Raw genomic sequence first — 12,587 nt, 5'->3', positions numbered from 1 at the left:
CTTTTGGGCTTCAATAACTTATTCAGCCGGAGCTGTAAAAGTACGTGCAGCAAACTCGGCATCCAGCATGTAGAAGGCGTTGCTATCTTTATCAATTCGTTTCAGTTTACTGATGATGTTGCTAAAGAGTGCTTCTTCTTCTACTTGCTCGTCTATAAACCATTTCAAGAAATAAATCGTCGCATGTTCACGCTCATCCAGAGCAAGATCAGCCAAATGATAGAACCGTTTAGTGTTCTGTTGTTCATGCGCGAAGGCATGTTCAAAAGCATCTAACATCGAGTTATATTCGTTCTTCGGCTCTGGTAGTGCTTCTAGCGTAGCACGGTTATCCCGATCGTTAAGGAACTTATAAATCTTCATGGCATGGAACCGTTCTTCTTCGGCTTGAATTAGAAAAAAGTTTGCAAATCCATCCAGACTTTCGCCGGAACAATAAGCAGCCATCGCTAGATAAACATGAGCGGAATAAAACTCGAAATTCATCTGTTCATTAAGTGCTTGTACTAATCCATCTTTCATTGGACCGTCACCTCATTATTCAAATTTAATATGTAAATATTTAAGTTTATCTTATCACCGTGCTTCTAAGTCAGCAAGGATTCCTCTCCCAATATCTAATTTAGCTAACGAAAGGACGACTATTCAGATGATTAGATTGACCCGTCACAGCCTAAAGCCTAAGATTTCCGGTACACTCTTCATTATTGCAGCTATGGTGTCACTGTTCCTCATAGCTGGCTGTTCCAATAGCAGCAATAATTCACAATCTGAAGCTACCGCTACACCGACCTCCCAATCCACACCTTCACCAACCGCTAGCTTGGCTCCCACCCCCTCAGCAATCAGCGATCCAATTGCTCTTCAGGTTGCTGAGATGACTTTGGAAGAAAAAATCGGACAAATGCTCCTAGTTGGAATTGATGGAACTGTCCTTGATGAGCAAGCTAAAAAGATGATTACCGAAGACAAAATCGGTGGAATCATCCTCTATAAGGACAATATTAAAAACCTGAAAGGGATGATCAGTCTTATCAATTCTATGAAAAAGAGTAACACTGGCAACCCTGCCCCACTATTCATGAGTGTGGATCAAGAGGGTGGAAAAGTCAGCCGGATGCCTAAAGAATATGCTACATTCCCTTCTAACGGAACAGTGGGTGCAAGTAATGACGCTGCTGCTGCCGAGAAAATGGGAAAGCTGCTCGCAAGAGAAGTACGTTCAGCCGGATTTAATATGAACTTTGCTCCCGTTCTCGATATCAATAGCAATCCAGATAATCCAGTCATCGGAGATCGTTCGTTCGGTAATGCTGCTGGCCAAGTCATTCAACTAGGGATTGCCGAAATGAAGGGAATTGAGAGTGAAGGCGTCGTTCCTGTTGTCAAACATTTCCCAGGACACGGAGATACCTCTGTCGACTCCCATCTGGCTCTGCCGATTGTGAATAAAACAGCCGGTCAGCTAGCCGAATTAGAATGGCTCCCCTTCCAAGCAGCCATTAAAGAGGGGACGGACGCCGTAATGGTCGCTCATATTTTGTTTCCAAAATTAGATCCAGACAAACCTGCATCCTTATCGCGTACCATTATTGGTGAACAGCTTCGAGATGAAATGGGCTACCAAGGAATCGTAATTACAGATGATCTAACCATGGGAGCCATCATGAAGAACTACGATCTGGCTGCAGCAGCTGTAGATACTGTGAATGCAGGTAGTGATATTCTCCTTGTCGCTCATGGCTATGATAATGAAGAACGGGTCATGGACTCCCTCCTGCAAAACGTAAAAAACGGTAAGATTCAAGAAACACGGATTGATGAAAGCGTCTATCGGATCTTAGCCTTAAAAGCCAAATATAACCTTTCCGATGAGCAAATCCCGGTTCCTGATCTTACCGATCTTAATAAAGATATTAACGTTTGGCGTCAAACGATTGAGAAGTAAATCTAAGCGTTAGTCATTTTTACTGAAGAACAACAACATCTCCAACCTTCAACCCAGAGAGAACCTCTGTTTTGTCCGTTGTTTCCAGACCCACTTCGATATCTTTTCGTTCATATTGCCCGTCCCCTTTATCCAGCATAACGTAGGAGAGGTCTCCTTCATGCATTACAGCTATGCTGGATACAACGGTGGCATTTTCTTTGCGAACTGTTTCAATTTCTCCGTTTAAGCTTAAGCCACCGATCAAATGCTCGTCAGGCTGCAGCGTGATCACCACTTCGAATTGAGGAACTGAACTGGTAGTGGCATTCTGACCTGAAGCAGTCTTTGCAAATTTCGCTACCTTCGTAACTTCTCCAGATAACTTCAAATCTTTTATAGCTGTCATTTTTACGTCGACCTTCATGCCTGTCTTTATACGGAAGACGTCTTGTTCACCTACAAGAGCAATGAATTCAAGCTTGTTCATATCTACTATTTTTCCGATATATTGATTATCTGTCACTGTTTGCGGAATTTCACTTGCACTGTCAAATAAGAAAATGCCGGTTGCCGGAGCATAATAAAGTGCTGTTTTAAGTTTGGCTTTTTTCTCTGTTAATTCGCGTGCCTGTATTTCTGCATTGACCTGATTAAGCTCGTCCCCTAGCCGTGTTGCTTCTTGGGCTGTGAGTGCTTTAATCCGTTCTGCTTCAGTCGCACCAAGGGCTGCATTCTCCTCGTCTTGCTGGCTCACAAATTCATTCAGCTCTGCTTCCAGCTTTGCTTTTCGAATAGTCGCCTCTTGTGTAGCGATCTCATTCTTTAAGGCTTCCTGATCGAGAGTAAACAGTAAATCGCCTTTTTTGACTTGTCCACCGTTCTCAACCTTCCACTTTGTCACCTTTGAAGCATATGGAGCATAAACAAGCGTTTCTTTCTCATAATTAGAATTACCTTTAACCTGTATGGAATTGGTAATGGTCTCCTGTGTGACCTCAAAAGTTATTGCTTGTGGGGGTTCAACAGGCTCTAACTGCGCTTCAGGCTTATACATCTTATTGTATAGAAAATAACCTGCTGCAATTATAATCAGTACCAATACAATCCACTTGATTCTCCTCTTCATCACTTTGGCTTCCTTTCAACTTAAAAATAGCTAATCCCGTTTAATCGCCGTGAGTGCATTCGTTCTGGATGCACTGATCGCCGGATAAATACCTGATAATACCCCTGTCATTACCGCAAATGCGATCCCTACCGGGAGAGTCATCAGAGGAATATAAATCACCAAAGGCTCGCCTCCACCCATTCCTGAAGAGGTACCGATGAGCTTATTAATTCCTAATACAATCAAGTATGAAAAGACTATACCAAGCAATCCGCCCAACATCCCGAGCAATGCCGCTTCTGTAATGAACATATTGCGGATCTGGCCCATATTGGCGCCCAGCACTTTCATGATACCGATCTGCCGCCGTCGTTGATGAGTGGACATAGTCATCGCAACGATAATGGAGATCGAAGCAATAATTAGAATAAATACACCTACACCGAGAGCCGCTTTCTTGACCATGCTGAAGGTATCAGCGAGTGCCTCTTTTTGATACAAATTCGTGCTTGTCGTTAGTGTAAGTTTCTGAATAAGCTTCTCTAGTTCCACGATATTCTCAGTGCTGTCTACCTTTACAATCGCTGAGTTATAGACACCCTTTTGCCCAGCGGTTCCACTCGATAGCTTCATTTGTTCTACAAGCCGCTCGCCAGTCTCTAGTGACACATAGATCTTCTTGTCGTACATAGCCATATTCTCGTTCGTTCCACTCGGGTTGTCGAGGATCCCCACCACTTGAATCGGTGAGCTAACTAACATCCCTCCGGTTTGAGAGGCGGGATCAAAAGATTGTAATTGAACCTGTTGCTTGTACATATCTGTTGGAAGCATACTTAAGCTGTTGTACTGTTCCATCAACTTATTGTTATATGGATCTGTACTCAGTTGTTCAAAAAGCCGCTGCCGAGTTTCGTTATCAATCAGTCCAACGGTTGCACCATAGTTCAGTACAGCCATTCCCACTAAATCAGAAGCCCCGCCTTGTTTGAATTTCTTATCATATTTCGTTAACAGGCGTAGATCGGTTCCAATAAGCTGTACATCTGTTATTTTATTATCGATAGTCAACATCTGTATGTACCCTAGCTCTTGAAAGGGAGCTGCTGCAGTTACATGCCGCAAGCCTTTAATAATCTCCAGCTTTTGCGCCGTCAGCCTGCCGGGATCAAGCTTTTCATTGGCCGCAGACGATCCGCTGCCACCGCTGCCTCCTCCTTGGGAGGGTATACCTCCGTTGGGCGACACCGTAATTTCATCCATTTTGAAATTGCGGTTGATTTCCCGCTCCGTGTAGCTCTGTGCGGAGTCTCCTATACTTAATGCAACTATGATTGCAGCACATCCAATGGATATGCCAGCCATACAAAGACCTGTGACAACTTTCCGCCGTTTGACCTGTTCCCAAGCCAAGCGGGAAATATCACTAATCCTCAATGAGTATACCCCCTTCGAGTTCAGTATCCGAAGAAGTTTGGTTTTCAGTAATCATATATCCGTCCCGAAGCGTGAATATCCGCTGCATTTGCTCCGCGACTTTTAGCTCGTGAGTTACAACTATGAAGGTGGTCTTCATCTTCTTGTTCAGGTTAAGCAGGATATTGATAATTTCTTCTTCTGTCTTCGAATCTAGGTTTCCGGTTGGTTCATCTGCAAAAATAACAGACGGTTCCGTAATTAAGGAGCGCGCAATACTGACACGCTGCTGCTGTCCGCCAGACAGCTGGGAAGGGAACAAGTCGGCTTTATCAGGAATGCCGACCCCTTCCAACAATTCTAAAGCTTTTTGTTTACGTATAGAGGGTGCAACGGATTGAAAAACCAGCGGCAGCTCTACATTTTCACGGACTGTCATGCTAGTAATCAGCTCATACGCTTGAAAGATAAACCCGATATTTTTTCTGCGAAATTCCGATAACTTATTCTCACTCATCTTCACGATATCTTGATCGGCAATATAAATATGGCCTTCAGTAGGCTTCATTAGTCCTGCCATCAGATTCAGCATCGTTGACTTACCGGAACCCGAGCTCCCCAGCAGTGCTACCATCTCCCCCTCTTTCACAGAAAAGTCAATTTGATGAAGCACTGCTGTAGTTTCATTACCGTTTTTATAAGAATGCGTTACATTTTCCACTCGCAACATTGGAGCTGCTCCTCTTCGTACAATAATAGATATGAAATGCTATTTCTCAGTTACAACTGCTCTATCAATCTTGATGTTATAAGCTTGACTAGCCAGCTCGATCCGTTCGCCTTGGAATTCATCGTACAGCGTGATCCGGTAGGTACCTCCTGACAAATTCTTATACATATTATTGCTAAAGCTTGCTGTATACGAGTTGTTGGTCCCTTCAAGAATATCAGTACCGATGTTCAAGCTTCGTTCCTGAGAAAGACCATATGGGTCCGTCATTTTCAGGACCAGTTTATGCGTGAAGGTACCCATATCATAGCTGCTATCACGAAGAAGATTGTAATTCATAACTATATTTATAGAGTCACTGCCTTGTAATGAGCGCCCTTCTGAACTTAGAACGGACATGGTATACGGATAAATTGCCACCTTCGTCAAGTTTTTCTCTGGTGGAGTGGTAACCGGATTTAATGACAGTGAAGCCATATTAATAAATCCAGTGGATTCCTGACCCGGTTCCGTCAGCTTATTCCCAGTAATCCCTGGCCCTAGGAACAGGCTAACATCAGAAGTATTAACGGCCTTCGGAACCTTCGCCCAGAAGGTGATTAATTGCTTACCGCCCGGAGTAGCAGAAGTATCTGGTTGATTGGCTGTAGCTTCGAATAGCTGACCGTCTCCCGTTTTGTAATAAGCTTGGAGGCGAGCCATTTTGCTTTGTCTTTTCTCTTCACTGCTCATAAGGAGCTCTGTGTATACGAGATTGGAGTTAAGTCCTTCATAAATAATGGTTTTGTTCTCTTGCACTTTAGCGTTCTTACCTTTACCAGAGATAACATAACTTCCTCCAGTTTCAATAGAAGCTACAGCGTTCATCATGCTGTTAGTAGTAACTGATAAGAACGAGCTCTTCTCTTCTTTTACCATAGAATAAAGATTTAATTTTAGTTTATCGAACTCTTGTGTATAAGGAATTTTGGCAAACACATAGATTTCAGCGTTTTTACCTGGTCCAATCGTTGAAGTTTCCTTATCCATAAACAGTTCCGTTGAAGATGACATGTCCTCATTGTCTACCTGAACAGCTCCCTTTAATTCCGGCAGAGACAAGGCAACCGATTGGGTATTCGTAATATTTAATCTGGCAACTACGATATCGTCGTCTTTCCATGGAAAACGCTGTAAGGAAACTAAACTGTAAGTAAACGTCCCATATTCATTTGTAGCTCTATATTCGAGCCCTTTCTGTATCTCTGGACGCAAGGTATAGGAGATTGTAAAGTAAGCAACCGGAACAGTTAGTTTAGCTGTGTTGCCCGTAACGACATTGGTTCCACCAGTGCTTCCAGTTCCTGCTCCGTCTCCGGTAGTTCCCGTCTCACTATTATCTGGAGCAGAAACAGCCTCAATCATCTGCAATTGCAGTGAATTCTGTTCTACTTCAAGGGGGACTTGTGCGGTAAGCGGGATGATTTTTTCCTCCAGAGGTTTTATGGTTAATCCGCTCAAGCCCTTAGAATTGATCGGAAAGGTTGTCCCAGTTGAGGATTTGACGGCAAGCTCATAAGAAGGTAACGTAACGGCTGTCTTCCCTGTATTCTTCACTCGCAGCTGAAAAGACCAGAATCCCTTATTGTTCTCTGCGTATACGGTTGCGTTATTTAATTGTGTTTCAATCGTATTGTTATTGATGGTAATTTTCTTGATTACACCTTTGCCAACTACCAAATTTGGTGTTGTAGCCGCAGGCAGCTTGTACGAAGATTTGGCAATCTCCAGCTTCAGCGCCTCATCCTTTTGGGTGAATTGCAGTTTCATATTATCCGTCTTCATATACGAAGGAATTTCTGTAAGATAATAAATGGTCTTTTTCTCTTGTGGCTGAATTTTATAACTAAGCTGAGAACGGTCAAGGGCTAATTCATACGAGCTTCCCCCTGCCGAGACCAAATATGCTGCGTAACCAGGATCACTTAATACTTTGCTGCCTTTATTGGTCAAGCTTATGCCCACCTTGGCATAAACCTTTCCGCTGTATTTGTAGAGCTCCAAGGATTCGCTTTTAGCAACAACCGGAATGTCATTCATTGTAGTGCTTACAGTTTTACCGTTTACAGCGGTTGGCGAATAGTTGGCGGGTATATTAAAAGTTCCTACTTGCTTGAGATACCCCTTGGTTTTGGAATCCCAAACGTACATTGGAATCTTGATACCTTTTAACGAATTTACCTGGCCGACATTAACATAATATGTAACGCGCAAGCTTTCATTAGAACCCACTTTTTTCTTAGTAGAGTCAGCACTTAGTGGATTCCCTGGAATGACAGAGCCGCCAGAGGTCATAACTCTCGAAAAATAATACAATAGGCTAGCACTTTTGTTGCTGCCATTCGAATAGTTAATTGTATAAGTTAAAATATTGCCTCCAGGTTGTGACCAAATATTCACATCTTCCAGTGTAGCTTTGATATTAGCTCCTAAAGAAACGGAACCCAGATTACTAGGAGCTGCTACAGTTGCAGCAGCTACCGCAGATTTTGGCTGAACAGAACTAACTGATGCAGCCGAAGCGGTATGCCCTGTCAACTGGCTTATGACAAAGGTGCTTAAGAGTAAAACAACATATGTACTGCTATGCTTTCTCATTGACTTCCCTCCACGAGTATTTTACTAGAATTATTATAGTGGTTAGAGCAGATCCAATTGTATCCATGTTGTAACACTTACAGGCCTTTTGTAACCTATTTGTTCCAATTTGCATATATTCTGAAAACGATTCTATAATTTCAGTTGATTTTTCAAGGCTGCAATATCAGAAGCCGCAGGCTGGTCTTCTCCGTATCTAACTTTTTCATATATTTCAATCAATTGTTCTGACGCAGCTATAGAATCTTCATCTCCCTTACGTTTATGCTTGTTACGATCTCCCCATAGCAAAACATCCCTTTTTGTTTCCTGCGGCGTAAGATAACTTTTCATTTCATAACCGTTATCGCGCTTTATATTTAGCCACCGCCGATAAAGCCAACGTACACGTTCCTGCTCGCCATTCATCTGTTCCCAGCGATCCTTTCGATGTTTTGAAGGAAGACGTGAGCTCCAGAAATCCTTCAACCCTCGAACGGTTTGTTCCCAAGTAAAGACGCTTTTCTCTTCGTCAAGATATGCTGTATTATTCTTAGGGGCATGTTCCCTACGTAACATCGATAACAATGCATCTATGGCTCTCCGCCACTTTTCTCCAGCATTTCTGTACAACCAGCGAAGTGCATAATAGGCTACAAACCCCAATAATACCGCTGCCAAAATATAGAATCCGTACTCTAGTATAATAGCTAGCCAGCCCCGCTTTTGCTCGCCAACAGGCGGTAACATCGGAGTTGCTGGCGGCAATTCTGCTGGCGGAGGCTCTGGTTCTTTTGTGCCAGAAAATAACTGATTAATAAAATTGAAAAATGAGCGTAAGAGTCTCCATACCAGTGTTCCTATAGCTTTGCCGACACCTGCTGCTAGTACAGCTGCAATAACTCCAATCACAATGACATATATACGATTATTCCGTTGTATCCCTTTGGGCAGCGTTTCATTCTCTTCAGTAAGTGCGCTGTATCGTATATAGCTGCTATTAGAAATAAGTAAAGTCAGTATTAAATACAGACTGCCACACCAGGTCAATAACGGCACACTTGGCTCCAATTCAGGAACTCTATGAAACGCTATAGTAGCTACAAAATAGATTATTATACCTATCCAAAACATTCTGAATCTATTATTTCTAGAGTCTACCGTCATCCCTAAAAATGTACATATAAATCCAGCCACACCTAAGGGAAGGCTTTCGATGGATAAACTCCCTGAAACCGCACCTAATAATACCCCGAGGATTAAGGCGGCAAGCAATTGCTTCCATCTTACATTGCAAAAATTGCGCAAAAGAATGCCCGCTAAAGCTAGTATAGGCAGCGCAATCAACCATATTTGTTCATCTTGTTGGGGCAACAAATAAATCTGAAATAGAACCCAAACCGGTAGAAATAGCAACAATTCAATAACAGACCACAACCAGAGTTTGACTGTTTCCCTTACATAGCCAGACAACGTAAGCTTCATGCGCTCTCTCTCCCTTGTTCCGGAATATCCAGCCATTCCACACCATTGCCTTGCTGCATTAGGAGATCCGTCGCCTTTTGCAATTCTGCTCCTCTATGGCAGCTTATGATTAGAAAGTCTGTGTCACTAATTCCACTCTCAACCTGCAATTCCAATAGTCGACTCATAGGAAGTGTTCTATCCAGCTTCAGCCTTGCCAGCAGCTCTAACATATCTTCGAGCTGAGCCATCGGCTCTGCTTCAATTGGATCTCTTTCGCCAGCATCGTCCAATCTGCCATTACAGATTAATCCGGTCTCAATTCCATGCTGCATTGCGTATTCAGCTATAGTCGCTGCATATCTTATTCCTTGCTCGATTCGTTCCACATCAGTCACCGTTCTCCACATGGAATCACTGTCCTCTATATTCAGACAGATGACGAGCCGGGAGTCAGCAGTATAATCTTTTTTATGAACCTGCATAACACCAGTACGTGCTGTAGCCTTCCAGTTTACCAATCCCATAGAATCTCCTGAGCTATACTCACGAATGCCAGCAGTCAGAAAAGGGTCTTCAACGATCCATCTTTTCACAGGAAGCTCACCCAGCCAGCTATGAATGGGCAATGGAAGCTCGTCTAGATTCAGCAGAACGGGATAGATCAATAACTCTAACTCGAGTGGATACGTTTTGTTTTTTCGAGTCAAACCAAATGGATCTCCCGTTGTCATAGTCACGGATTCCAAACGATATAAACCACGACGCTCACATGTCACCTGATGCCGTCTTTTAATATGACGATAAGATTTTAAATAGAATAAACTAATATGATTCTGAGAGATTTCTCCTGTACTAATCCCAAGATTATCCTGACTTCCAAATTCCAGACCTCTCGCAATACTAGACTCCAATCGGAGCCACGGCAAAGGAAGAAGTTTCGCATTAACGATCTCCTCGATCATCTCAATACGTTCTCCTTCATAAGCAGTCTTGCGTGAAAAATAGCGAGAATAACTAAGCGCTTTCAGGCCATTCCGTTTATAAATGTCAGCAAGAAGTAACACCAACGCCACAGTAATGAAAATGAACCAAGGCAAAGCCATAGGTCATTCCACCTTTCCGCCTCTTAAGGACGTCACGGGTTCAGCAGGCACCTCAACTTCACGTAGCACTTGCAATACAATATCCGCGGCTTGTCCCTCTCTTGAGCCTAATCCCCGATGAAGCAGCAGACGATGTGCAAGCACGGAAACAGCTACGGCTTTGATATCATCCGGTGTTACATAGGACCTGCCTTGAATAAGTGCATATCCCTGAGCTGATCTAAGCAACGCGCCACTAGCACGTGGACTCGCCCCCAGTTTTACTGCCGTAGATTTGCGGGTAGCTTCCGTTATCCGTACGATATAACCTAATAAATCATCACTGATACTTACCGATGCGGCTAAGCGCTGTGCGGCTTGAATATCTTGTACCGTTGCTACAGGAAAAGACTCTTCGAGCGGATTATTCTCACGAAAACGCTGTAAAATATGTATCCCTTCATCGAAGGTAGGATAACCCGTAGTAATCCGCATCAAAAATCGATCTAACTGAGCCTCAGGCAGTGGGAAGGTCCCTTGGTTGTCTATCGGATTCTGAGTAGCAATGACAAGAAATGGTGCTTCTAATCCGTGCGTTACGCCATCGATAGTTATTTGCCGTTCCTCCATACACTCTAATAGGCTGGATTGAGTTCTAGGTGTTGCACGATTAATTTCGTCAGCCAGCAGTATATTAGCAAATACCGGACCTGGTCTGAACTGAAACTCTCCCGTCTTCTGATTGTAATAGTTGATCCCGCTTAAATCAGAAGGCAATAAATCCGGTGTAAATTGAATGCGCTTAAATGAACAATCTAATGATTTGGCAAGAACCTTTGCGAGCAAGGTTTTACCCGTTCCTGGTACATCTTCCAGCAGAACATGTCCATTCGCAAGTAATGCGGTCAGCAGCAGGTCTACTCCCTCCTCTTTTCCTACAATGACTTTGGCAAGATTGGCCCTAATAGATTTGATAAGTTCAGTTACTTCTTGAAGATTCATGTGAATACACCATCCAATCTGAGGATAATTATGTAATAAGTGCTTTAATCATAACAGAAAGCGTACCCGATTTATAATTCACAAAAAAAAGCACTGCCCATAATTAGACAGCACCCGTCTTCCATTCGACTTTCATTTCGCAGTCTTATGCCGATATCGAAAAAAGGCTACAATCCCGTAATATATGGGTATGCTTTCAACGATTAGCCAAATGATCACAATGGCAAAGCTTTTATAGTGTTCGTAATATCTGCCGACGTCGCGTGAATATAAGTACGCTATTGTCACTGAAGCCAGTGTTAAAAGGGGAACGTAAATTTTTTTACTATTAGTATTAAACAAACTTGCTGCACATTTTGAAGCTACATAGATAAGGAAAGCACTGTGAATAAACATCGAAGACGACCAGATTCCAATCAAAAGCGGGTCAGTATTACCTAATAAATTATCTTCTTTTGAACTACGCACCATCTCAAGAAAAGGATATTGGAGTTGCTGGCCTAAATGTGGACCAAAACTCATCATTGTCAATAACCATCCTATTAAGACCGTAATTGAAACATAGAACTGCGCAAATACTAATCTTTTCATCATTTTCGCTTCAATTTTTAAATCAGGTGCAATGAACAAAAGGACAATCCATTCTCCAAACCATGACATGACCACAATAGAATCTTTCAGGGCGATTCCAGGATCATGATAATGAAAGAAGGCAGGTACCATATTAAAGTCCGCGTTTGGAAGGAATAAATTAAATAAAATAATCACGGTAATAAAGAAAATAATAAATAATCCATCGGCCATATATGTAATTGTTGCAAATCCTAGACTTGCCGTGTACATGATCACCAGACCAACGACACACTGGATAAATAGAGGTGGAGTTCCTCTTAAATAATTCGAGCCGAAAAATAGTACGAAATTCTCTATATCGAAAGAAACATAATAAACACACCAGCATAGTAGGAGCAGAATCATAAATTTATGTGGCCATTTGCCAATGATCTCTTTTCCAAAGTGAACCCAAGCTTGATTAGGTCGCAGCTTACCAACATAGATTGTAAACCACAATAATATCAATCCTAATAAGGAGCCAACGATTAATGCAATCCAGCCTTGATAGGAGGAACTAGCAATAATAGTTGGAATCAAAAAAATGGTGGTTTGTGAGCTGAAAAAAATAGTGATAAACCGGAACAGCTGCCACTTTGTTGTACGCATAACTTTTCATTCCTC

At 42.6% G+C, this 12,587-nt stretch carries 10 protein-coding genes; 1 reads left to right on the top strand and 9 read right to left on the bottom strand.

What is annotated here, in order from left to right:
• Window positions 1-18: 18 nt before the first annotated feature.
• Window positions 19-522 (bottom strand): ferritin, encoded by a 504-nt coding sequence (locus tag MKZ16_RS15010; protein ID WP_036678216.1) that lies wholly within the window; start codon window positions 520-522, stop codon window positions 19-21.
• A 127-nt stretch (window positions 523-649) separates the two neighbouring features.
• Here MKZ16_RS15010 and nagZ point away from each other — a divergent pair, with 127 nt between their 5' ends.
• On the top strand, window positions 650-1,948 hold the full coding sequence (gene nagZ / locus MKZ16_RS15005; RefSeq protein ID WP_076105597.1) for a beta-N-acetylhexosaminidase: 1,299 nt from the start codon (window positions 650-652) through the stop codon (window positions 1,946-1,948).
• Between the two features lie 19 nt (window positions 1,949-1,967).
• Here nagZ and MKZ16_RS15000 read toward each other — a convergent pair whose 3' ends face one another.
• The 8 genes from MKZ16_RS15000 to MKZ16_RS14965 all read right to left on the bottom strand — a co-directional run bounded on the left by MKZ16_RS15000 (window position 1,968) and on the right by MKZ16_RS14965 (window position 12,572).
• Window positions 1,968-3,056 carry an efflux RND transporter periplasmic adaptor subunit gene (locus tag MKZ16_RS15000; protein ID WP_038570750.1) on the bottom strand — a complete coding sequence of 363 codons (1,089 nt, stop codon included), beginning with the start codon at window positions 3,054-3,056 and terminating at the stop codon, window positions 1,968-1,970.
• Between the two features lie 30 nt (window positions 3,057-3,086).
• Complete coding sequence (locus tag MKZ16_RS14995; protein WP_170914247.1) at window positions 3,087-4,475, bottom strand: ABC transporter permease; 1,389 nt, start codon at window positions 4,473-4,475, stop codon at window positions 3,087-3,089.
• Window positions 4,465-5,184, bottom strand: coding sequence for an ABC transporter ATP-binding protein (locus MKZ16_RS14990; RefSeq protein WP_036678220.1), 720 nt, complete (start codon window positions 5,182-5,184; stop codon window positions 4,465-4,467). Before MKZ16_RS14990 ends, MKZ16_RS14995 begins: the two co-directional genes overlap by 11 nt.
• Before the next feature lie 39 nt (window positions 5,185-5,223).
• On the bottom strand, window positions 5,224-7,821 hold the full coding sequence (locus MKZ16_RS14985) for a hypothetical protein (protein ID WP_076105596.1): 2,598 nt from the start codon (window positions 7,819-7,821) through the stop codon (window positions 5,224-5,226).
• Between the two features lie 132 nt (window positions 7,822-7,953).
• On the bottom strand, window positions 7,954-9,285 hold the full coding sequence (locus MKZ16_RS14980; protein WP_036678223.1) for an FUSC family protein: 1,332 nt from the start codon (window positions 9,283-9,285) through the stop codon (window positions 7,954-7,956).
• Window positions 9,282-10,370 (bottom strand): DUF58 domain-containing protein, encoded by a 1,089-nt coding sequence (locus MKZ16_RS14975; protein ID WP_036678226.1) that lies wholly within the window; start codon window positions 10,368-10,370, stop codon window positions 9,282-9,284. Before MKZ16_RS14975 ends, MKZ16_RS14980 begins: the two co-directional genes overlap by 4 nt.
• Before the next feature lie 3 nt (window positions 10,371-10,373).
• Window positions 10,374-11,351, bottom strand: a complete 978-nt coding sequence (locus MKZ16_RS14970) for a MoxR family ATPase (protein WP_076105594.1) — start codon at window positions 11,349-11,351, stop codon at window positions 10,374-10,376.
• 132 nt (window positions 11,352-11,483) lie between these two features.
• Entirely contained in the window at window positions 11,484-12,572 is a 1,089-nt protein-coding gene (locus tag MKZ16_RS14965) for a GerAB/ArcD/ProY family transporter (RefSeq protein ID WP_076105593.1), read from the bottom strand.
• Window positions 12,573-12,587 lie beyond the last annotated feature (15 nt).

The sequence above is a fragment of the Paenibacillus sp. FSL R5-0928 genome (genome assembly GCF_037970385.1).
Lineage (GTDB): Bacteria > Bacillota > Bacilli > Paenibacillales > Paenibacillaceae > Paenibacillus_AQ > Paenibacillus_AQ odorifer.
The sequence above is the reverse complement of the archived record's forward strand: the minus strand, read 5'-3'. Positions and strand labels throughout refer to the sequence as shown.